General features: G+C 39.0%; 18 protein-coding genes. 7 read left to right on the top strand and 11 right to left on the bottom strand.

What is annotated here, in order from left to right; all coding sequences use genetic code 11:
* Positions 1 to 137 precede the first annotated feature (137 nt).
* The 5 genes from VXK47_RS13745 to VXK47_RS13725 form a co-directional block, all read right to left on the bottom strand.
* A complete protein-coding gene (locus VXK47_RS13745; RefSeq protein ID WP_435549358.1) occupies positions 138 to 755 on the bottom strand; it encodes an LPP20 family lipoprotein in 618 nt (205 codons plus the stop codon).
* 34 nt (positions 756 to 789) lie between these two features.
* Positions 790 to 2,253: an LPP20 family lipoprotein gene (locus VXK47_RS13740; protein WP_435549357.1), complete on the bottom strand. Its 1,464-nt coding sequence runs from the start codon at positions 2,251 to 2,253 to the stop codon at positions 790 to 792.
* Positions 2,254 to 2,280: 27 nt separating this feature from the next.
* Positions 2,281 to 3,192, bottom strand: a complete 912-nt coding sequence (locus VXK47_RS13735) for a CsgG/HfaB family protein (protein ID WP_435549356.1) — start codon at positions 3,190 to 3,192, stop codon at positions 2,281 to 2,283.
* The gene (locus VXK47_RS13730) at positions 3,158 to 3,394 is read right to left on the bottom strand and encodes a hypothetical protein (RefSeq protein WP_435549355.1); all 237 of its coding nucleotides are present in this window, start codon (positions 3,392 to 3,394) and stop codon (positions 3,158 to 3,160) included. Before VXK47_RS13730 ends, VXK47_RS13735 begins: the two co-directional genes overlap by 35 nt.
* A 517-nt stretch (positions 3,395 to 3,911) precedes the next feature.
* Complete coding sequence (locus VXK47_RS13725) at positions 3,912 to 4,307, bottom strand: type II toxin-antitoxin system Phd/YefM family antitoxin (protein ID WP_435549354.1); 396 nt, start codon at positions 4,305 to 4,307, stop codon at positions 3,912 to 3,914.
* A gap of 260 nt (positions 4,308 to 4,567) precedes the next feature.
* Between VXK47_RS13725 and VXK47_RS13720 the strand changes: the two genes are divergently transcribed.
* The 6 genes from VXK47_RS13720 (at position 4,568) to VXK47_RS13695 (ending at position 12,568) form a co-directional block, all read left to right on the top strand.
* Positions 4,568 to 4,981 (top strand): hypothetical protein, encoded by a 414-nt coding sequence (locus tag VXK47_RS13720; protein WP_435549353.1) that lies wholly within the window; start codon positions 4,568 to 4,570, stop codon positions 4,979 to 4,981.
* 94 nt (positions 4,982 to 5,075) lie between these two features.
* The gene (gene carA / locus VXK47_RS13715) at positions 5,076 to 6,230 is read left to right on the top strand and encodes a carbamoyl-phosphate synthase small subunit (RefSeq protein ID WP_435549352.1); all 1,155 of its coding nucleotides are present in this window, start codon (positions 5,076 to 5,078) and stop codon (positions 6,228 to 6,230) included.
* Positions 6,223 to 9,444 (top strand): carbamoyl phosphate synthase large subunit, encoded by a 3,222-nt coding sequence (gene carB / locus VXK47_RS13710; RefSeq protein ID WP_435549351.1) that lies wholly within the window; start codon positions 6,223 to 6,225, stop codon positions 9,442 to 9,444. Before carA ends, carB begins: the two co-directional genes overlap by 8 nt.
* Before the next feature lie 54 nt (positions 9,445 to 9,498).
* Positions 9,499 to 10,935 (top strand): amidophosphoribosyltransferase, encoded by a 1,437-nt coding sequence (gene purF / locus VXK47_RS13705; protein ID WP_435549359.1) that lies wholly within the window; start codon positions 9,499 to 9,501, stop codon positions 10,933 to 10,935.
* Between the two features lie 110 nt (positions 10,936 to 11,045).
* Positions 11,046 to 11,555 (top strand): cyclic nucleotide-binding domain-containing protein, encoded by a 510-nt coding sequence (locus VXK47_RS13700; RefSeq protein ID WP_435549350.1) that lies wholly within the window; start codon positions 11,046 to 11,048, stop codon positions 11,553 to 11,555.
* On the top strand, positions 11,552 to 12,568 hold the full coding sequence (locus VXK47_RS13695; protein ID WP_435549349.1) for a radical SAM protein: 1,017 nt from the start codon (positions 11,552 to 11,554) through the stop codon (positions 12,566 to 12,568). Before VXK47_RS13700 ends, VXK47_RS13695 begins: the two co-directional genes overlap by 4 nt.
* A gap of 53 nt (positions 12,569 to 12,621) precedes the next feature.
* On the opposite strand, the gene VXK47_RS13690 is transcribed toward VXK47_RS13695, so the two are convergent.
* The gene (locus tag VXK47_RS13690; RefSeq protein WP_435549348.1) at positions 12,622 to 14,367 is read right to left on the bottom strand and encodes a DUF6178 family protein; all 1,746 of its coding nucleotides are present in this window, start codon (positions 14,365 to 14,367) and stop codon (positions 12,622 to 12,624) included.
* Positions 14,368 to 14,723: 356 nt separating this feature from the next.
* On the opposite strand from VXK47_RS13690, the gene VXK47_RS13685 reads away from it, so the two are divergent.
* Positions 14,724 to 15,995: an AmpG family muropeptide MFS transporter gene (locus VXK47_RS13685; protein ID WP_435549347.1), complete on the top strand. Its 1,272-nt coding sequence runs from the start codon at positions 14,724 to 14,726 to the stop codon at positions 15,993 to 15,995.
* 108 nt (positions 15,996 to 16,103) lie between these two features.
* On the opposite strand, the gene VXK47_RS13680 is transcribed toward VXK47_RS13685, so the two are convergent.
* From VXK47_RS13680 to VXK47_RS13660, 5 genes are all read right to left on the bottom strand, one after another.
* Positions 16,104 to 18,086 (bottom strand): phosphoenolpyruvate carboxykinase (GTP), encoded by a 1,983-nt coding sequence (locus VXK47_RS13680; RefSeq protein WP_435549346.1) that lies wholly within the window; start codon positions 18,084 to 18,086, stop codon positions 16,104 to 16,106.
* Positions 18,087 to 18,097: 11 nt separating this feature from the next.
* The gene (locus VXK47_RS13675; protein WP_435549345.1) at positions 18,098 to 18,775 is read right to left on the bottom strand and encodes a non-canonical purine NTP pyrophosphatase; all 678 of its coding nucleotides are present in this window, start codon (positions 18,773 to 18,775) and stop codon (positions 18,098 to 18,100) included.
* Positions 18,776 to 18,911: 136 nt separating this feature from the next.
* Complete coding sequence (locus tag VXK47_RS13670) at positions 18,912 to 19,715, bottom strand: 50S ribosomal protein L11 methyltransferase (RefSeq protein ID WP_435549344.1); 804 nt, start codon at positions 19,713 to 19,715, stop codon at positions 18,912 to 18,914.
* Between the two features lie 81 nt (positions 19,716 to 19,796).
* Positions 19,797 to 20,291: a hypothetical protein gene (locus VXK47_RS13665; protein WP_435549343.1), complete on the bottom strand. Its 495-nt coding sequence runs from the start codon at positions 20,289 to 20,291 to the stop codon at positions 19,797 to 19,799.
* A gap of 12 nt (positions 20,292 to 20,303) precedes the next feature.
* Positions 20,304 to 21,836, bottom strand: coding sequence for a helix-turn-helix domain-containing protein (locus VXK47_RS13660; RefSeq protein WP_435549342.1), 1,533 nt, complete (start codon positions 21,834 to 21,836; stop codon positions 20,304 to 20,306).
* Positions 21,837 to 22,217: the final 381 nt, after the last annotated feature.

The following is a 22,217-nucleotide window of genomic DNA, read 5'->3' as shown; positions in this document are numbered from 1 at the left end:
GTAGCGACAAAAAGTCTGAGTGTTTTCTCGTCAAGTATTGGCGCAAGCATTTCGAAGCGTTTTTTTATCAACCTTATTTCCATGCATGCAGTATAGCATGTACGTTTTAAATGTAAAGGTTATTTTGTGACAACTCCTTACTGACATTCATTGGCGGTTTGGGCATCCAAATCTTCAAACGCTTTATCAGCTCTTTCTATCACTGCTTTGCGTATAGATTCGTTGAGATTGCCGATTTGATTTACCGAATCTTTAAATTTATCGACATCGTAGACCACGAGTGCGTAGAAATTTCCATTCTTACTTACCCATGAGTCGACCATTTCGGTGCCTGACAAGCTCATGTCCGTAATCTGTTTAGAAACATGAACAATATGTTGTTCATCCGCAGCTTGATTGCCGAAGTTTTCTCCACCGGTGGTGGTGGACTGATAATCTTTCAACATTGACGTTATTTTTGTCTGAAGCTTTCTGGCAATCTCAGTACGCGCCCGGCCGATAGCGGATTCCCTGGCTAAAGAGGGATTGCGTGTACTTCCGCATGAACCAACGCCACAGATCTTGGATGGACTTTTCTTATCTTCCTTATGTGAATTGCAGCCTTTTGTCACCCAGTCCGGTGCGCCATCAAACTCTCTCTCCATTACCAATTCCGGCTTTGGCGGTACTTTCTCCGCACAGGCGAATAAGCCTATTCCCAAACACACCATCATAAATCCCAAAAGAATGTTGCAACAAACCTTTTTTATCTTCATCTCGTTATCCTCCCCTTATTTTAATAGAACATATTTATTGTAGCCGTTCTTTCATCTTACGAACAAAATCCCCAGACAACTCATCCAGAACTTGATATATGGCCTTTTGGGCAGCCTTTGTTTTATCGGATGCACCAGCGATTGATTCTCCTCCACTTGTGGCGCTAATATCCTTACGGATCAAATCACAGCAGGTCAAAGTCATATGCGCCCGATAAATTGGGAACCCCGCTCTGTATCCTGAAAATGCTATTGATCCATCGACCAGAACCAATAGATCCGCCTTATCGGCAAATTGTTTCATGACTTCGTTGGGTGTGCATTGCCCATTACATATCTCAATTCCCTTTACGGTAAACCCGGATTCCTTTAGCTGCCGGATTAAACGGTGATTAAATTTTTCAAGTTTAATCACCGTATCCATGTTCTCGATTGAGCTTATGATAATTACATTAGAAGTATTTTCAGTCCTGAGTTTGTAGCCAACCTCCAAGATGGGACTCCTCAGACGATCCTGCCACGCATCTGAGTTTTCTTTCAAGGCGGCCCTGACCACATCACGCCATGCCGGGCCTATTTTCAAGGCATTTTCTTCCTTGCCGGTCTTTCCAATATCACTGACAGTTATTACTGCTACCCCCTTATCATCGCAATGTACTGTCATATCCGACTTTTCCGAGCGTGCCTGGAATTGAGCCAGTAGCGGTAAGCGAGCAACTGGTATGTCTCTATCATAAACAGCCATTACTTTTACCGGCTCAGGAAGACTTCTTCCAATTTGGGCATGTTGCCCATTGCCGCTCAAACAGATGATATGTATCTTTTCTAATATCTGATTGAGTTTTAGGCACGGATTCTCCCGTATTTTGAGAATCTGCGGTCCGCCACAGATGGATGCAACCATGCGTTTCGTATCTGCATCCTCATATTTCTGTGTCGCCACGATCAGTTTTTGAATACTCATCACGAGCTCATTGCGAGATAGCAACGTATCGGACTCATGTTCAAGTTGTGCCGATTGTTCATAAAGATCTTCCGCTTCGGCAGTGAGCCGTGCCGATGTACGAGCCTTGTGCATTACCGCCATGGAATAATGGCATTTGGCTTTTTCGTCGAAAAACCGATCGATTATCTCGACCCCCTCGACGGTGAAGATTACATGTTGTCTATTCCGGATAGTAATACTTTCATTGGATGACTCTCTCACTGGTTTGGAACCGCCATGATTCTCTATCCGATGTTCCGAAACCGACAGCATCTGCTCTTCCAAATGAACCTGAATCTGCTTGGCTATTTCAGCACGGGCGTTTGCATCCGCACGTTGGATATCACCATCCTTATCGCGTGTCCTTGTCGCTACACCAATACCAATCAGATATTGGCCAGTAGAAAACGCAGGATGGTTACCGTTTGGGAGCCAGACAGGTTTAGTCTCGGCACAGGCACTCGCGAAAAAAACCATACTTACGAAAACAAAACATCTTAACAAAGATCGCATATTTTACACCACGTATGACACGAGCTTTCAATTCAAGCTTGCACCTTGTTCTTTGAGTTTTCTTTCATCAGCCTGGAACTCGTTAATTTTTCCTATCGCATTAATACACTCATCATCGCCTGGATAAAAATTCTGAGCTTTCTGCAGTTCGTCCAGCGCCTGCTTGTAATCCATTCCGCTATAACCGAGCGCTATACCAAGATTGTAATGCGCTCTGGCCCGCCATTTGGGTTTGATCTCAGGATTACTATCAGCAGTATTGCAGGCTGACTTAAACCGTTCCACGGCCAAGTTCCAATCGCCCCTTTCCGCAAATTTCCGGCCGTTTTCTAAATCAGGAAGCGACCCATCTTCAAAAATGGTAACCGACTCAATAACTCTATAAGGTGCTATCATCCGCATAAAATCATCAACCGTCTTTTTATAAAGACCTTCGAAAACGGTATCTCTATCCCAATCAATACTTGGTCGCTTACCTTCCTCCGAAACGCTTTTGTTTGCATCAGATTTAATCGCCTTTGTTGCAAGTATTTTTCCGGTTGAAGTATCAACCACTTTGAATTGGGTGTTCAGGTTCCATATCCCATCGATATAATATGTATAACAAGTGTATTTTTGTTTATTGGCATTGTAACAAGTACTTTCGTTGGTTTTTGATTTTTGATCATAGTTATGCCTGGTTATGTTCCCAAAAATGAGTGCGGAGCTGCCCATCATTTTGCCGAGCTTGGCTCCGGATTGGGAATCAAACGAATCCGTCATATTTAAATTCTGTTCATGCAGAATATTACCCGTATGCGCACGGTCAACAACCTCAAATCGCCCACAATTGTTCAGTTCCTGAGTAAGCAACCCCTCGACTTCTTTACCGCCTGTCCCGTCAATATTCCCAATTGCAATCGTCTTATACGATGCAAGATTGATCTCTGCCGGTTTCATGCGCGGCACCTTCAAGGTTGCTGCACATCCCGCCAAACCCAAAATCATTATAATCACTATAGCCGGAACCAACTTCATGAAGCATTTTCTCATTATTTCTTCTCCCCCTTTTTAATCTTTTGTTTGTTATAATTCCTATATACGTATCTTTTCCAAAACATACATCTTTTATACTCTTAAAAACGGTTTTTAATTTTGCCATTATTACGAAAGAATCCCTTTCCCAAGCTTTGGATATGTCTCTGATGGTATGACGGCAATTGTTCCGGTATCGTCTGCAAGCATGAAATAGCCCTGTCCCAAAAAAAGGAAAGACTCTGTTACCTTGCCTTTTACGCGCACTAATTCATCTGTGTATTTGGAAGGTGAAGCGAGAATATCTGTGATTTTTGTTGTAGTGGATAAGGGATTATTACTACATGACAGAACTAACGAAAGCGGGATAACTGTAAGTAATATATATATTCAATGGTTTGTTGGCGTTTAGTATTTTAATCATAACTGAATCAGCATCCGCCTGATTGTTTCTATATTAGTACGAGAGCAACCTTTAAATAATTGTGAAACTTTTTGCTCATAGCATCATCACATTATCGATGAATGCTTTTAATTGGAGTTGGCTTATCAGTTTGAATTGGCAAAATCAACTTTTTTTTATTCTTTTTATAGCAAATAAGGAAAACTTTGAAACCGGCTCTTTGGTAATGAAATAAATGGGATTAAAAAAAGTGGAACAGGAAAAATTTACTGAGGTGCTTTATTTTTTCCGGGGGAATTGATAATACTTTTATGGTTTGAAGTGAACCGGATGTATCCGGAAACCGGCAGTGGAAAAATGCCGATCCCCTGTTAAAACGTCTTCTAACCCCAGTTCCATATAAGATCGTATCATGTTCAATGGCGGTCAGACCATCAGAAGATTCCCCAAGAGCGCCGGCATGGTAAAGAGGGTCTTTCGAAAGAGGGAGGGAAACCCTATCATAATCATTAATTGGCACAATCCGGAAGGCGGGACGGCTCCTGTATAGCACTGTAAAGTTTTCCCCGCGTTTAACCTCCTCAACAATTTTTGTTAGAGATGCGCGAAGTTCCTTTGTGTTTATAGTTTTTTGCATTGTAAAAACCTCATTCCTTTAATTTTAGTGCCCGTTATTACGGTTCAGCAAAGAAGATAATGTTCAACTTAAGATTATCTTTTTGCCCATAAGGTGTCAAATGGTTTTTGGCAACATGTTTTTCATATAAAATGCTCAGAGTCGAAAATTCAGTGGTGTATTTTTTATGAATATAAATGGTTGACCAATAAATGATGCATTATTATATTAAAGACGGATTATTTGCAAAGCCATCGGTTTTGAATTTTATGAGATTTATTATGCTTATTCATGACACTATATATTTCTGGAAAGGTTGGGGCGGCAAGCTGAATCTTGCAAGCGGTATGTGCAAGCTAAGAATATATGATCTGACAAAGGCGGCTGAAAAAGGTGTAGCGACTTTAAGGCCTATAATCGTTGTTGTATCGGATATGCCTGAAAGCAAAATGTCGGTCAGAAGCTGTGCCGGTCATATAGCTACAATGGTGACAAAAGACTTTCATATAGATCCTCACCGAATGTTGTGGATTGAACATTACCCGTTAAAATACTACGGGGAAAGAAATGAGCGTATCATACCTGAAATTTTTGAGGCTGTTGAATTCGAATGGAATGATGATAGAGCAATAAAACCTAAATGGAGGATTTTGAAACCTCCATTACTGGATGAAATCAAAAAGACTTTATATTAAAGTCTATTGTTGATTTAATAAAAAAACGTGATAGAAGTTGCTTAATTTTTTTTTACTTAACGGTTTGGACATAAAAGATCTATTTTATAATCATATGAAAGAATATAATAAAAAAGCACTGCTTGCTCTTGAAGACGGAAGAACCTTTGCCTGCAGAAGTTTTACAGGAGAAGGGGAAGCCTTCGGTGAGATCGTATTCAATACGAGTATGACCGGATACCAGGAAGTAATAACAGATCCTTCCTACAGTGGTCAGATGGTTACAATGACTTATCCTCTGATAGGAAATTACGGAGTAAATCACGAAGATATCGAGTCTGCCGGAATAAAAGTATCTGCTTTTATAATAAAGGAATATCAGGATATTCCAAGCAATTTCAGATCCGAAGGAAACTTGAGGGACTATCTTCTGAATGAGAATGTTCTTGGAGTTGAAGATGTTGATACACGTGCGGTTACCAGGCATATCAGAGACACCGGAGCAATGCGGGCTTATATTTCAACATTTGATACGGACCCTTCTTCTCTTGTTAAAAAGGCCAAAAACATACCAAGTATGGTAGGGCTCGATCTTGTCAAAAGAGTTGCGACTGATAAACCTTATTTCTGGTCTGAAGGAAAAGTGTTGCCATGCGGTCAGAAAGCCGAAAAACTTGATAATTCCGTATGGGGTAACAAAGATGGCAAATATTGTGTTTTAGCTTTTGATTTTGGAATAAAATACAGCATTTTAAGATGCCTTGAAGACGCAGGTTTCAAAATTTTGGTTGTACCGGCTTCAACTGAGGCTGCTGTTGTTAAGGCAATTTCGCCTGACGGTATTTTTCTTTCAAACGGTCCCGGTGATCCTGAGCCTGTTACCTATGCAATAGATACAATCCGGTCACTTCTGGAATACAAGCCTATATTCGGTATATGTCTCGGACATCAGCTTTTAGGCCTTGCACTTGGAGGAAAAACTCATAAATTAAAATTTGGACACAGGGGAGCAAATCAGCCCGTTAAAAATCTGTTGACAGGCAAAGTGGAAATAACATCCCAGAATCATGGCTTTGTTGTGGATATTGAAAGCTTAAACTCAAATGATGTGGAACCGACGCATATAAATCTTAACGACAACACCCTCGAAGGTTTCAGACACAAAAAACTTCCTCTTTATGCCGTTCAGTATCACCCGGAAGCATCTCCGGGTCCTCATGATTCCCGTTATCTCTTTAATGAATTTACAAAGTTGATAAAAAATGCCTAAGCGCACCGATATAAATAAAATTCTTATTATTGGAGCAGGTCCTATAATAATCAGCCAGGCCTGCGAATTTGACTATTCCGGAACACAAGCCTGCAAGGCCTTGAAAGAAGACGGATATGAAGTTGTGCTGGTAAACAGCAATCCCGCCACAATTATGACCGATCCTGACATGGCTCACAGAACATATATTGAGCCGGTTACTCCGGAAATAGTTGCAATGATAATAGAAAAAGAGCACCCGGATGCTTTGCTGCCTACACTAGGCGGGCAGACCGGCCTTAACACAGCCATTGAAGTGGCAAAAATGGGTGTTCTGGAAAAATTCGGGGTTGAGATGATCGGGGCATCCATTGAGTCTATAAATAAAGCCGAAGACAGGGACCTTTTCCGCAAAGCCATGAACAGAATAGGGCTTCGGATACCCGAAAGCGGCATTGCCACCAATATGGAGATGGCAATAAAGATAGTAGATACAATTGGGTTTCCGGTTATTGTAAGGCCAAGTTTTACTTTGGGAGGCACAGGAGGAGGGGTAGCATATAATTTTGAGGATCTTGAGATAATAGCAAAGTCAGGTTTTGATGCAAGTTTAATCGGGCAGATAATGCTTGAAGAATCCGTTTTAGGCTGGAAAGAGTACGAGCTTGAAGTGATGCGGGACAAAAATGACAATGTGGTCATAATTTGTTCTATTGAAAACATGGATCCAATGGGAATACATACGGGAGACAGTATTACTGTTGCGCCTGCCCAGACCTTAACCGATGCCGAATACCAGAAGATGCGAAACGCATCCCTTGCAATCATGAGGGAAATAGGCGTAGACACAGGCGGATCAAATGTTCAGTTTGCCGTAAATCCGGTAAACGGAGACATGATAGTAGTGGAAATGAATCCGAGGGTTTCAAGAAGCTCCGCTCTTGCATCAAAGGCGACCGGTTTTCCCATAGCAAAAATTGCCGCAAAACTTGCAGTCGGATACACGCTGGATGAGATACAAAATGATATAACGGGAGAAACTCTTGCTTCATTTGAACCGACTCTTGATTACTGCGTTGTAAAAATTCCCAGATTTACTTTTGAAAAATTTCCCGAAACAAAAGATTATCTTACAACCGCCATGAAATCGATCGGCGAAACAATGGCTATCGGAAGAACTTTTAAGGAAGCCCTGCAAAAAGGATTAAGATCACTTGAAATCGGCCGTTTCGGTCTTGGCGCAGACGGAAAAGATCTGACCTTTCCCGAAGGGGAGAAAATATCAACATCTGAAATTGAGCACAAACTTTCGATCCCCAATTCCCAGAGGATTTTTTATATTCGTTATGCCCTCTTAAACGGCATGTCCGTAAACTCAATATTTGAATTGACTGCCATTGATCCATGGTTTCTTTATCAGATCAAACAAATAGTTGATTTTGAACAAATAATTGCCGATGCCGGAAAAAATATTTCAGAAGACCTTTTGCGCAAAGCAAAATCTTATGGATTCTCGGATGTTCAGATTGCATATCTTACAGGATCAGATGAAGATTCCGTTAAAAAACTTAGAGAAACATTAAATATACGGGCCGTATATAAACTTGTTGACACCTGCGCCGCCGAATTTAAGGCAGCGACTCCTTATTATTATTCAACTTATGAAGAGGAAAACGAAGCAAGAGTATCGGATAGAAAAAAAGTCATGATTTTAGGAGGTGGTCCGAACAGAATAGGGCAGGGGATTGAATTCGATTACTGTTGTGTACAGGCTTCATTCGGTATCCGTGAAGAGGGTATTGAGAGCATCATGGTCAACAGCAATCCTGAAACGGTCAGTACCGACTATGATACTTCCGATAAGCTTTATTTCGAACCTTTGACAAAAGAAGATGTTTTAAACATAGTTGAAACGGAAAAACCCTTTGGTGTTATAGTCCAGTTTGGCGGGCAGACTCCTCTTAATCTTGCAACACCTCTTTTTAATGCCGGTGTGCCGATAATTGGTACTCAACCTGAGAGCATAGACAATGCTGAAAACAGGGAACTTTTCAAGGTCATGTTGAAAAAACTCGGCCTGGTTCAGCCTGAAAACGGAACCGCATTGAATATAAAAGAGGCAACAATCATAGCCGAATCTATAGGATATCCTGTAATTCTAAGGCCATCTTTTGTTCTTGGCGGAAGAGCCATGAAGATAGTTTATAACAGAAAGGATCTTGAAAATTTTACAAGAATCGCTATCGAAGCATCTCCTGTGCATCCTGTGCTGATAGATAAATTTTTAGAAGAAGCGGTAGAGGTTGATGTTGATGCAATTTCAGATGGAAAAGCAACTATAATTTGTGGAATAATGGAACATATTGAAGCCGCCGGAGTCCATTCGGGCGATTCGGCATGCGTTCTTCCTCCTCACAGTATTAGCAAGGATATTATAGACCAGATTACCTCTGCTACAAAAGCTATGGCAACTGAACTTAAAGTTATAGGGCTGATGAACGTCCAGTATGCCATAAAGGGAGATAAGCTATACATTCTTGAAGTAAATCCCAGAGCATCAAGAACAATACCTTTTGTAAGCAAAGCAACCGGTATTCCTTTTGCAAAGCTTGCTACCAAAGTAATGCTGGGGCGATCTCTTTCCGATCTTGGTCTTGTCAGTGAAAAAGTTCCAACCCATGTTTCAATCAAGGAAGTTGTGCTGCCCTTTAACAGATTTCCGGATGTTGATACACTTCTTGGTCCTGAAATGAAGTCAACAGGTGAAGTCATGGGTATAGATTCATCATTTGGCCTGGCATTTGCGAAAGCGCAACTTGGCGCAGGACAAAAAATTCCGACATCGGGAAATGTTTTTATAAGCGTGATGGATTCGGACAAGAAATCGGTTATCCCGGTTGCTTCAAAGTTTTATGACATGGGATTTCATATTCTGGCGACAAAGGGAACTTCCACTTTTCTTGCCGAGCATGACATACCCAATGAATCTATAAACAAAGTGTCTATGGGACGTCCTCATGTTGTTGATGCTATAAAAAACAAAAGCCTGCATCTTATTATAAATACGGGAACAGGGGCCGAACCCATGCGCGACGGTTATGAAATACGTCGTGCGGCAATTAAATACAATGTTCCCTGTATCACAACAATTCCGGGAGCTTTGGCTATTTGCAGGGGAATAGAAGAACTCAAGGGGAAAAAACTTTCAGTAAAAGCCTTACAGGATTACAATTAAACATAGGTGTTACAAGGAGTGGTAAAGCAAGTGACAAAAAAGCAGGATTTAATTATCTCTGATTCAAATACGTTGGAAGATGAGTCGTATTTTGATGACAAACCGCATGAATCATGCGGACTGTTTGGAATTTTCGGTCATCCGGAAGCTTCAAAGATTACATATTTCGGTTTATATGCTCTTCAGCACAGAGGTCAGGAAAGTGCGGGAGTTGCTGTATCCAGAGATAATAAAATATATGATTATAAAGGTATGGGGCTGGTATCGGATGTCTTTGATATGCATCATTTTGAACATCTGAAAGGGCATAGCGCCATCGGCCATGTCAGGTATTCGACTACAGGAAGTTCAATAATTTCAAACGCCCAGCCGTTTGTTATTTATCATAAAAAAAAGTCTTTTGCTGTTGCGCATAACGGCAATCTTGTTAATGCGTTTGCCCTGAAAAATGAGCTTGAAGAAAGCGGCTCTATTTTTCAGACGACAATGGACAGCGAGATTTTCTTGCATCTTTTTGTTAAAAATCTGAACCATGGCCTTGAACAGGCTCTTGTTGAGACAGTATCAAGGCTAAAAGGCGCTTTTTCATTTATATTTCTCACAAACGAAGGCGATGTGATCGGGATAAAAGATCCAAACGGGTTCCGGCCGCTTTGTTTGGGCAAAGTTAACGGAAGCTACGTTCTTTCATCTGAATCATGTGCGCTTGATCTTGTTGAGGCCGAATTTATAAGAGAGCTTGAACCGGGTGAAATTGTAATAATAAATAAAGACGGGCTTAAAAGCATTAAAACAACGATATCAACTTGCAAGTCACTTTGTATATTTGAATTTATATATTTTGCAAGACCCGACAGCACTATATTTAACAAAAATGTTTATCAGATAAGAAAGGCGCATGGCCGCCGCCTTGCTAAAGAATATCCTACAAAGGCCGATCTTGTAATGCCTTTTCCTGATTCGGGAACATACGCAGCTTTAGGCTTTTCGGAAGAATCGGGAATACCGTTTGAGATGGGAATGATCCGCAACCACTATATAGGAAGAACTTTTATACAGCCGACACAAAGTATGCGTGATTTCGGAGTAAGGATAAAATTAAATCCGGTAAAAGAGATTCTTAAAGGCAAGGATATAGTTATTATTGAAGACTCAATAATAAGGGGAACTACCGTAAAAACCAGGGTGAAAGCGCTTCGGGAACTCGGGGTAAACAAGGTGCATATGCGTGTAAGCGGCCCGCCGCATCGATTTCCATGTCATTACGGAATCGATTTTTCTACAAGAGGTGAGCTTATCGCCGCAAGCAAATCAGTATCCGAGCTAAAAGACATTCTGGGCCTTGATTCTTTGTATTATCTGAGCATAGACGGACTTCTGGAATCTACCGGCATTGAAAACCCGGAAAACAATTTTTGCAAAGCCTGTTTCGATGGGTGTTATCCGGTTGAATTCGATGAATATCTTTCAAAAGACTGTCTTGAAAAATAATATTTTATGTGTTATTAGCCAAAAATGCTATTGGATTTTTTAGCTTGTTTAGATGTGGATCGTTGCTTATGTAAGTACATTTTTCAGGATATTATCATGCAGGAGGCGCTATGATTGAGTCGAAATATCTTCAGGATAATATGCAAAATATTCAAAAGCTGATGAATATTCCAACTCTTAAGCATTTTGAGATACAAAGCCTTGCAAAACTTTTGCGCTTAAGTAAGATCAGGGAATATGAAGACGGTGAAATTATAATAACCGAGGGTGAAAAAGACACCTGGCTTTATTTTCTTCTAAGCGGCAAAGTCAGAGTGGTAAAAGAAAATTTCGATATTGTAATAATTGATAAAAAAGGCGAAATTTTCGGGGAGATGAGAATTATCGATACTCTCAGCCGTTCGGCATCGGTTTATGCTCTTGGTAAAACAGTATGTCTTGCCGTTGATACTTCGGCTCAAAGAAAACTTAAAGACGGTGATAAGGATGAGCAACTCGATTTTCTTCTGCTTTTATACAGGATCTTTGCAGAATATATGTCTATAAGGCTGCGTCTGACAAATGAGGAACTTGTAAAAGCCAAAAAAGAGATAGAGCAACTTATTCAAAATAATCAATGAAAGAAAAAAAAACCGTTTCATTTTCAAAAAATTCCACCAATATATTTTTCCATATTCTTACAAAATGCAATCTTAATTGCCTGCATTGCTATATAAACAAAGAACAGCATGGAAAAACCACACTATCCTTAGAAACAATAAAATCATGGCTTGATGCGTTTTCTGCAAAGAACAAAATTGCAAACGTAGTTTTTTTAGGCGGTGAACCCACTTTGCATCCTGATTTGCCATTGGCTGTAAAATATGCAAAAAATACAGGATATAAATCAATAACTGTTGATACAAACGGTTATCTGTTTAACAGGTTTTTATCAAAGATCACCCCTGATGAGATTGACTTTATCAGTTTCAGCCTGGATGGTGCAACAAAATCTACAAATGACATGTTAAGAGGAAAGGGTTCCTATGACAGATGTATTTCCGGGATAAAAGAATCGGTATCCAAAGGTTTTAATACAAGCCTGATATATACTGTAAGCAGCGCCAATATAAATGAGCTTGCAATGATGGAACCGCTGCTTTGTGATCTTAAAATCGGCAGATTTTTTATCCAGGTTATAGGAATTAGGGGAAAGTCAGCAAAGTGTGCATCATTTCAGGGAAAAGAAAAACCTCAGGTATTAAGACAACAATGGATTGATAACATACCAGTAATAGCTGAAAACATTTCAATGCATGGTATCACTGTTACTTATCCGAAAGTATTTTTAGATCCTGAAGATAAATTCGAATGCGCCGGACTTGTGGCTGATAATTATTTTATTTTTCCAAACGGAAGAGTATACAGATGCCCTTTATGTGAAGATTATCCGGTTCACAGTATGGAATTTAAAGACAACAAGCTGGTACAAACCGGAAAAATAAATGAAGCAGACCTTTTTGAACTTTCCATTCCTGAAGGCTGTGTTATGAATAAACTTATACAACCCGGTAATTTAAGCTGTAAAAAAGACGGGATTCCTGAATATAAGATAGCCTGTTGCCTTCTAAAAGAAGAAATTGTTAAAATCTGATGAGATAAAACTACAATATCTTTTCATCGGGAAAACATTTATGTACCTATTTTTTATTTCTGTACAAGAAAAAGATTAATATATCTTGTATCCAGATCGGAAACTGCAACCATTCCATACTCATTTTCAATTTCAATGAAAATATTTTCAAAAACCCGGCCTAATTGCTCTGTAATCTCAACGTGTTTAAAACCGGTTTTTGTGCAAATCCAATCCAAAAAGGATTCTTTTGCCAAAATATCTATTTTACGGTTTTTACCTTTTCCTTTCCACAGAGTCTTAAAAAAACGTTTAAATTCGATGAGTAATATCGGAAGCGGTACTTCGGATAAATTGAGACAATGTCTTGCAAAAAGGGTAAGAATAAGGTTTTTATAATTTAAATTATAGCTTTTGATCTGTTTTATATCAATATCCAATAAAGAAACAAGATCGTCAAAGGCAATGGCTTCTTCAAGTTTTTTACGGCTTTCAACTATATCCGAAACGGAATAAAAATCCCTGTAGATGTAGCTGTTTTTTTGTTTATCAAAATATAGCGGTTTTTTGATTAAAAGTCCGCCCAATACCCCCATCCATTCTTCGTCCCAGAAACTTAATTTAAGACCTTGTTTAATAAACCATGCTCTGTTCAACCATGTTTTTGCGCGTTGACTAAGTTCTGATGCAAGGCTAAAACCGGTTCTGAAAATATTTTCAAGGTGATACGTGCTTATTATAGATGCAGCATTTCCGGCATCCCGGATTTGATTCTGTGCAATTAAGCGCTCGATTCCGATGCTTAAATATCCGCATGCTTTTTTTACTGTATCTTTCAGTTCATCTTTATTCTTAATTTTCTTTTGATCCGCAGAGATAATCCGGTTACAAAGAACAGCAAATTCGGTTTGAATTTTTATAAGCGTTTCGCCTGTATCAATTGTTTTTAGCGACATTGAAAACAGATTATCTTCATTTAACATTTTTAAGGGATAAAGAGGAAGCGGCATGAAAGGAATATTTTTATTACTTTTTTTAAGAGATTTTTTTCCGGCTGTAATTGTATCCGGCTTTAAAGAAGCGTAAATTCCTGCAGCCTCATCAAAGGGCAAAAACCCTTTTTCCGAAAGCCTTATATTTTTTAAACGGTAAAATTCTTCCTCCATTTCATAAGGAAGAACTGTCATTGATTCAAGCAATATGCTCTGATATCTTATATGATCGTATTCAGCAATTTTTTCCAGCATATTTATAATAAAATCTTTTTTTTGCTCTTTATACCTTTCTTCCGGTTCCACATCACTACCGTTTGAATCACACCCATAATTGTCGATCACCTTAAAATAAAAAACATCGTCGAATGTTATAAAATCATTGCCAAGATCTGATGGGTCCTGATCATGATCTCTTACGGCAACCTGTATATTATTATATAGATAAAATTCTATAAAATCCGTTTTCTTTTCAGCTACCCATTCTGCAAAACGCAGAGGCGCAACCTGAAACAAAATGTCAAACCATTTTGTAACCGAGTTTATATCGATTCTGTCCTTTTCCCAGAGCTCAACATCAAGTATATGTTCCCACTGTTTTTCGGAAGCTAAATTCAAAAGCTCAAAAGAATCGTAAATACCTATGTCGTTAATAAGAAAATAAAAATCTTCTTCCGGAAAGGAATGTACAACTGCTGCCGGATGTTTTGCTTCCAAAATACGGTCTAAAGCCTTTTCGGCGGGCAATAAGATAATCTCTTTTCTTTGGGAAAAAAGATCTGCTGTCCGTTTAGCCATAAGGCTGTGTTCATTTTCAATATTTTTCATTTATTTTTGCCATTTCGCCGGTAAAATTTTTTAAGCAATTATCACTGTATGCACAATTTTATTATAACCACAATGCTGTTTTCTTCACAAGCAGTTTCAGCAGAAATATTGCTTATATGCTTTTGTCGTTTATCGTAATAAAAGAAGAATTACCGTGAATTCTGCCGGCATAACATGATGCTTGCATTCCCATGACGTATGATTTAAACTCTTCACTTCGTTCAAATTAGATATACTTCTTTAACGTGATAAGTGTTTTAATAACACTTCTTTACTGATGCCGGCTCCTTGCGCCGCGGTTATCACGACATACCGTAATCGCTATTAACTGAATTAACAATTTGAAAAGAACATTAATGACAAAAAGCATTTTCTGGAAATCGGTTTTTAATCGCAGAATGTCTATTTGCATTTTTACCGGTTTTACCTCCGGCTTGCCGCTTTATATTCTGATTTCGCTTATACCGGCCTGGCTTAGGACGGAAGGCTTCGATCTTTCCACTATCGGCTTGTTCGCAATTATCCAGTTTCCCTATACCTGGAAATTTATCTGGGCGCCGTTTATGGATCGCTATGTTCCGCCATTTTTGGGCAGGCGACGCGGCTGGCTGCTGATAACACAGATTATCCTGTTAATAGTTATTGCTTTATTCGGCATGTTTAATCCTCATGAATCAATCTGGGTAATAGCGACCTTAAGCGCGGCAGTCGCTTTCTTCAGTGCCAGTCAGGATATAGTAATTGATGCTTACAGGCGGGAGCTATTGCCTGAGATTGAGCTTGGCCTGGGTAATTCCATCCATATTAATGCCTATCGCATATCAGGTTTGATTCCCGGATCGCTGTCTTTGATATTGGCTGATCATTTGCCCTGGAATACGGTGTTTCAGATTACCGGATTGTTTATGCTGGTGGGAATCGGCTTGACTCTGGCAGTCAAAGAGCCGGGTGTCAATATGCCTCCGCGCGCACTTAGAGCTGCTATTGTAGAACCGTTTCAGGAATTTATTGGTCGTAAAGGCATTGCAAATGCGCTGCTGATACTGGCTTTTATGTTTCTTTACAAGATAGGGGATAATATGGCAACGGCATTAGCCACGCCTTTTTATCTCGATATGGGTTTTACAAAAACCGAAATCGGATTGATTGCAAAAAACGCTGCATTATGGCCTATGCTTATCGGTGGGATGATGGGCGGTTTACTGATGGTTAAGATCGGGATAAATCGGGCGCTCTGGTTATTTGGATTTATACAGATGATTACAATTGTGGGTTTTGCGATTCTTTCACAACTTGGCAATGATAAAATTGCATTGGCTATTGTAATCAGTATGGAATATCTGGGTGTGGGTTTGGGCACAGCTGCATTTACCGCATTTATTGCACGCTCCACTCATCCTAAATACACAGCAACCCAGTTTGCTTTGTTTACAGCTTTTATGGCTACACCCCGAACTTTTGCAAATGCATCCGTCGGTTTTATAGTGGATGCCATTGGCTGGACCAGCTTCTTTATTTTTTGCACAATTATTGCCATTCCCGGTATGCTGTTGCTGTTTAAAGTGGCGCCATGGAATGAAAACCCGGAAGCTCTCGGTCTGAAGGAAGCCGATGCCGATCTGACATAAAGCTGATTTTGGGGCTATTCGGATTTCATACAAATTAATTAGCTGCCGTCGACAAAGGGCAGCTAATCTTGCTGCTGCTTAAAAGAACTTCAGTTTTATCTACAAGGATCAGACTGCCTTGCCCTTATTATTAAATTTAATAAGATCGTCAGGACTCACAACAGAACCAAACTGTTTTTTAAGATTAATAAGGCCTTCCTTTTGCTCATTAAGAACTTTAAATAATTTGTCAGGAACACCTTTTTCTTTTCCATAAGCGTCGATCTGCAGATCAATCCTTGCGACAATATTGTCAATATAAAGAGAAAACTGCTTGATATAAAGCGATTCAAGGTACTCTTTTTTTATAATCTTCCAAAACAATTTTCTAAGGTCATTATATTTCGGTATTTGGCCTATAGGTGTATCAATTGCATAGACTTCATCATGAGCTTTTCTTTCCAGCCATTCCAGCCATACCCTTACATCGCGTTTTTCCCCCAAAAGCTTATTTGAAGTTCCGCCTCTTGCATTATCGGTAAGAAAATAATTAAGCCCTGCCATAACAGGCTTATGCTTTTTTGCTATTTTTTTGTTTCCAAAGAAACAAAACTGGGCATCCATATAATCTGCAAGAGGTCCCGGTATAAAGGGCGCATTGGCCCAGGGGGCTCTGTTTACACCGGTTGCACCGACTTCTGTAGAGGTTGCGGCAGATACTATCGATGCACCTATTACTACACCATGATCTGGGTTCTTTGCCACGCGAACCGGCGGCATTGTATCGCTGTCACGACCGCTATAAGTGAATATCCTTGTAATAACACCATCAGAACTTTCACTGTCAGTGGAATAGTTTGTGATATCTTTTGATGCAAGCGTAACCCGCGCATTGGAATGTGAAATAGGAACAGGCTTTCCGTTTTTATCTGTCATGCCTTTTTTCCAGAAGCCCTGAAAATTGAATCCTTTTTCAGGCGGCTCTTCTCCGTTTCCGGTCCAATGGGGAAAGCCTTTTTCATCAATAAGAACATTAGACCATATGACTTCCGTTCCTTCATTTTTCAAAAGTTCCATCAGCAACGGATCACCTTCCCAGTTCAGATTTTCAACAATGCCGAATATTCCGCACTCCGGATTAACAGATCTTATGGCGCCGTTTTCATCAATCCACATCTGGGCAAGATCGTCACCAATAAAATGATGCCCTGCCATGGCCGTGGTTGTTTTTCCGCACCCGCTTGGAGCAGCACCTGCAAACCAGGTTAAACGCCCTTGAGGCCCTTCAATTCCTGTTATGAACATATGTTCCGAAAGCTCATCCCCCCGGTTTTTGTACACAGCCTTATCAACGGAAAATCTATGGTTTCCTTTTTTCAATAAAAGGGTATTTCCGGCATAAGTACAATTAATTGAATAAGTTGTCTGATAACTTCTATCCATGTAAACACGGGCATTCGGAAGATCTTCAGGCCTGTTTAGTCCCTGGCTATGGATATTGGTATAGAAATGTCCCAATCTGGCGACTTCCTTATCAAAAGTACCATATGCATTTCTGTAAAGAATTTCAGCACTGTGTAAGACATATGCAGAACTTGTGATCTCTATGGCCGGATTAGACATGGGAGAACCTAAAGGTCCCCGTAAATAAAAGCCGATCAGCATTACCTTGCCGAGCATTATTCCGCTCATTTTATTTTTTATATCATTAATCGCATCATCTCTTGATATTTTTTTTGCAAGGGAGCTTACCTCTTCTCCATCATTTGTAATATAAAAAGTACGATCGGTAATTCGCCCCTGCTCTTCTTTTAAATCAAAATGTACAGTATGCCCTTTTAAGGCAAGTTTTGTCTCCTCACGATTTGTTAGAGCAAGATCTCTAATATATTGTCTGTCTTCTTCGGAACCGGTACAAACAAAAATACTATCCGGCAGACACATTGCAATAGTGTTTGCAATTTTCAAAAACACGTCTTTTTGATTTATTTTAAGAAGTTTTGAAAGATTTTCATGATCAAGTTTTTTTTCAAGAAAAGTGAAAGCAGCATCAAAAGATATTATACCGCCTATTTCAAGAATAACATCAACCCCTTTATTTTTTAAAAGCATATGAATCCCCCCTATAGGATCTCAATATCGATTTTTTCGCATCCGGGCATGATCTTAAATTTATCCTGTTTAAGCATATTCTGTTGTATCCATATAAGCACTTTGGCAAATTCATTTTTCAGTTCATTCAGCGCATTTCCCCTGTGGCTAACCGAACTCTTTTCATCCATGCTCATTTCGGCAAAGGTTTTTCCCAAAGGAGGATAATAAAATATGGGATCATAACCAAATCCATTTGTTCCGGAAAGTTCTTCTGTGATAATTCCCTCGCAGCGGCCCTCATAAGTAAGAGCGAAGCCGGATGGGACAGCAACAGAAATTACGCACTCAAAAGCGGCCTTTCTGTTTGTTTCCCCTTTCATCCCGGAAAGCAGCTTTAAGCATCGTTGCTCATCGGTCGCATTTTCTCCGGCATAGCGTGCGGAAAAAACGCCGGGAGCTCCTGAAAGTGCTTCAACTAAAAGACCTGAGTCATCGGCAAGAGCCGGAAATCCAAGTGCTCTTGCAGCAAAGCTAGCTTTTTTATATGCATTTTCATCAAAGGTTTTTCCATCTTCTTCAATGATGGATATGGGGCCAAAATCAGAAAGATTTTTGATTATTACAGGATGATCTTTAAAAAGGTCTGCAATTTCTGCGGTTTTGCCGTTATTACGGGTAGCTATTACGAGAGTTATTAAATTGTCCATACCGTATTTCTATATTTATATATAAATGGAACGATTAATTAAATTTCGGAAACATCTATAACTCATGGTTTGTTCTTTGTAAAGTATTTTTCACATTCTTTTAATTCAAATAATTTATAAAAGCCGGAAAGTAAGTTTATTGTTTTTTAAATACAAGAGCACACCAGTTCTTTTCACTTTCCTCCCGGCAGCATATAAAATTATTTTTTGTATATAATCTGGCCAGTTCGTTACATTCGGACACTTTTACGCCGGAAAAAATAAGCAGGGAATCTGTTGCGGTTAATTCCGTCATTACCGGGTATAGCCTTTTTAGAGTCGGATAGCGAAGGTTTGCTGTAATTATAGAAAATTGCCCGGTTATATTTTCAACGGTTTTATCAGAAATTATTATCCTGTCTCCAAGTCCGTTTATATCGGCATTGTCTTTTGCTTCCTTTCTTGCGCATGTATCTGTGTCAATGCCGGTAGCCGTTTTTGCACCAAACAGAACACAGGCAATTGCCAGAATTCCGTTTCCGGTTCCTATATCAAGTACCGTTGAATTTCTGCAGCAGCTATCAAAAAAGCTATTAGATTCAAAAGCATATTCTATACTTTTTAAAGCAAGCCTTGTTGTGGGATGATCCCCTCGTCCAAAAGATATTCCCGATTGAATTTTTATTGCAATATCATCGGGTCTGACTGAAAAATTCATCTGATGGGGCACAAGAAAAATGCGTTTTGATATTTGAATGGGTTTTTCAAAAGATTTTTCCAAAAAAGAACACCCGTGTCTGTATGAATATCTTATTTCTCCTTCGGCAACAAGTTCATCCACAGTGTTTTTAAAATCATATCTTTCAATCTTAAAATGTTTATTTGATATCTTGTAAAGCATCCCAAAAGTCAGCGATTCCAAAGAAGAAGAAATTGTTTCATAAATATATTCTTTTAGCATAAACACATCTGCATTTATGTTCATATATCGCTGACCTTGTATGTTTCCTGATTTTCGTAAAAGATATATATGCGGGCAGACCTATTTTTTGGCAATAGTAAGAGTAATATTAGTTATACCCTCCGCTGAGGCAATTGCTATATTTGCGATACGGCTATCTTTTTCATATACAAAAACTGATTGGCCGCTAAAATTCATATTTGCTTTTTCAGACCAGCCTTCAGACTTCATCTCTTTCTGATAAGTCTGTGCAACCTTCGCAACTTCATTTTCGGTTGTAAGGGAAATGGAATAACCCTCAGGCATTTTCATAGCTGCTGCCGTCTGAGAAGGCTTGTAGATAAAAATATCTGTTGGAAAATCTTTCGGGATTTCTGCAGATTTACCCACAGACATAGTAAACGAACCTTGTTCAGTATTTCCGGCTATATGGATTTTATTATCAGAAATGTCAACTTTTGCTTCTGATCCGGTTGCTTTTTTAATTTGTTTTTCAATTGCCGTTTCCTCAGCTTTTTCTCCGCATCCGTAAAAGAACAAAATCGTTAAAAATAAAGCGATGATTATTTTTGGCATTTAATTTCCTCCTTATCCGTTTTGTTGTTTGTTTAAAGTAATATATAATTTATTATCAGACCAGTTCCGGAGAGCCGCCCGTTGGCGAAGAGAATTATTTTTAACAAAAGCCCATAATGCATCAAGATCGGCCTGTGATACTTCGGGATCTTTTTTTAAAATGGCATCAATTTTATTTGACTGTCCGGCAGCTACACCAAGCCAGCGACGGATAGTGTTGAAAGTTATCCCTAACGAGTCCGCTGCTTTTTGCAAAGGCATTCCTTCAAGCAATAGCTTAAGGGCCTTTAGAATTTTATCTTCTGAAGATCTTAAGTCATAAAAGATAGTTCCTGTTCTGTTGCAAAAAGATTTGCCACATACTTTGCATAGAAACCGGCAACCGGGGGTACCGTCTTTTGTACGGTATGTTCCGTTTGATACTATATTGCCTTGTTTCGTTTTACCATACAGTTTGCACTTTGGATTTGTACAGGCTTGTGCTGTTTTTTTGATACTTTTAATATTTTCATTTTGGTCATTGGATATATTGCCATCAACTACAAGAGATGTTTTATCAACGTCAATGGAAGAACCATATTCCTGCACTTTTCCTGCTTTACCGTCAAACTGTTCGATCAACCAACCATAAGGTTTTGTAAGCTTTATATGAACATCTAAATTTTGTTCATAGATTACAGGATTTGTTTTATTATATTTATGTTCATATTCTCTTACAAGTTTCATCCCCATATTGTTCTGAATTGTTATTGCTTCTTTTGTAGCCGTGTGAGTTGCGAGAAGAAATCTTTCTTTTTGTTCTATTTCAGAAAGAGATTGGGAACCGTCTAAAACAAGGCGGCGCGCAACACTGACAGAAGCTGAATATACTGAATAATAGAATAAAACCCCTTCATCCATCCTAATAATATCATTAATATTTCTTGAAGTCAGATAATTGTCTATACTCTTTGATTTTATAATATCGTTATATATATCCATTTTTATGGGCAAACATACCTGATGCCCTACATAATGATTCCAACAGTCAAAGGTGATATTGTTAAGACTTGGAAGAAGCGCGGCAGCTTTTTTAATCACATCTCTTGGTAAAGGCCTTTCGGTACTGTAAATATCACGATGACATGAAAGAATAATATTAATTTGCCTGTCAGTTGTAATCGGTATATATTTTATAAGAAAATCATCTGCGGATTTTCCGTTATATCTGAATAATTCACGTGACGAAAACTGATCTTCCTCAATCAAAGAATACTTAAACTGCCTTTTATCCAAAGAATACCATACAGGCTGGTCAGCGTTAAGTGAAATTAATGCCTGCATAGGAATTCCGGTAAATTCGGAAAGATCGTGGAGATTTTCGATTCTGGCACGGTGGCGATCAGCTTCCCAGTTTTGTAACTCACGAACACTTATTTGGATTGATTCGGAGAGTTTTTGCTGACTCATCTTCCGCCATTGCCGGTATTCTTTTATAGTATGACCAAGGGAATGGTAAAGTTTGGCATTATCAGACGAAATATTTGTTCCTTGTATTAAAGTCATGGATTATATATTCTTCTTTTATATAAAAATTATAGAAAATGCATGATCAAATCAGATTCTATAGACGATGATTTTTGGTTTAACAGATTCGGAAACAATTAATTTCATGTCAATTTTTTAATTTAATTAATATGGATTTTATTGTCAATAGCCAAGAATTTATTCTACCCAATATGCGATATGTATTCAAAATCGACATAATACACTAACTTTCATAACAAATTAATATAAAAAAGGAACTTAATTAATAGCAGGTAAACTCCCGGCTCTGCCGGGAGACTCCCGGAGTTTGACAATTCCGGGATTATGAATTTGACAGGCGTTCATCATACATGATGCTTTTGTAATACCCGAATGCTTTTATCGGGAATCCAGCTTTTA

The organism is Desulfobacterium sp. N47 (assembly GCF_051233685.1).
Lineage (GTDB): Bacteria > Desulfobacterota > Desulfobacteria > Desulfobacterales > RPRI01 > RPRI01.
This window is presented reverse-complemented; position numbering and strand designations above follow the sequence as displayed.

What these genes read in the sequence shown, in the direction of transcription:
- VXK47_RS13695 (WP_435549349.1), top strand. Translation starts at nt 11,552, where the DNA reads ATGAAAGAAAAAAAAACCGTTTCATTTTCAAAAAATTCCACCAATATA.
- VXK47_RS13675 (WP_435549345.1), bottom strand. Translation starts at nt 18,775, where the DNA reads ATGGACAATTTAATAACTCTCGTAATAGCTACCCGTAATAACGGCAAA.
- VXK47_RS13665 (WP_435549343.1), bottom strand. Translation starts at nt 20,291, where the DNA reads ATGCCAAAAATAATCATCGCTTTATTTTTAACGATTTTGTTCTTTTAC.
- VXK47_RS13725 (WP_435549354.1), bottom strand. Translation starts at nt 4,307, where the DNA reads ATGCAAAAAACTATAAACACAAAGGAACTTCGCGCATCTCTAACAAAA.
- carA (WP_435549352.1), top strand. Translation starts at nt 5,076, where the DNA reads ATGAAAGAATATAATAAAAAAGCACTGCTTGCTCTTGAAGACGGAAGA.
- VXK47_RS13740 (WP_435549357.1), bottom strand. Translation starts at nt 2,253, where the DNA reads ATGCGATCTTTGTTAAGATGTTTTGTTTTCGTAAGTATGGTTTTTTTC.
- VXK47_RS13730 (WP_435549355.1), bottom strand. Translation starts at nt 3,394, where the DNA reads ATGGCAAAATTAAAAACCGTTTTTAAGAGTATAAAAGATGTATGTTTT.
- VXK47_RS13690 (WP_435549348.1), bottom strand. Translation starts at nt 14,367, where the DNA reads ATGAAAAATATTGAAAATGAACACAGCCTTATGGCTAAACGGACAGCA.
- VXK47_RS13745 (WP_435549358.1), bottom strand. Translation starts at nt 755, where the DNA reads ATGAAGATAAAAAAGGTTTGTTGCAACATTCTTTTGGGATTTATGATG.
- VXK47_RS13700 (WP_435549350.1), top strand. Translation starts at nt 11,046, where the DNA reads ATGATTGAGTCGAAATATCTTCAGGATAATATGCAAAATATTCAAAAG.
- VXK47_RS13680 (WP_435549346.1), bottom strand. Translation starts at nt 18,086, where the DNA reads ATGCTTTTAAAAAATAAAGGGGTTGATGTTATTCTTGAAATAGGCGGT.
- VXK47_RS13720 (WP_435549353.1), top strand. Translation starts at nt 4,568, where the DNA reads ATGCTTATTCATGACACTATATATTTCTGGAAAGGTTGGGGCGGCAAG.
- VXK47_RS13735 (WP_435549356.1), bottom strand. Translation starts at nt 3,192, where the DNA reads ATGAAACCGGCAGAGATCAATCTTGCATCGTATAAGACGATTGCAATT.
- VXK47_RS13685 (WP_435549347.1), top strand. Translation starts at nt 14,724, where the DNA reads ATGACAAAAAGCATTTTCTGGAAATCGGTTTTTAATCGCAGAATGTCT.
- VXK47_RS13670 (WP_435549344.1), bottom strand. Translation starts at nt 19,715, where the DNA reads ATGCTAAAAGAATATATTTATGAAACAATTTCTTCTTCTTTGGAATCG.
- carB (WP_435549351.1), top strand. Translation starts at nt 6,223, where the DNA reads ATGCCTAAGCGCACCGATATAAATAAAATTCTTATTATTGGAGCAGGT.
- VXK47_RS13660 (WP_435549342.1), bottom strand. Translation starts at nt 21,836, where the DNA reads ATGACTTTAATACAAGGAACAAATATTTCGTCTGATAATGCCAAACTT.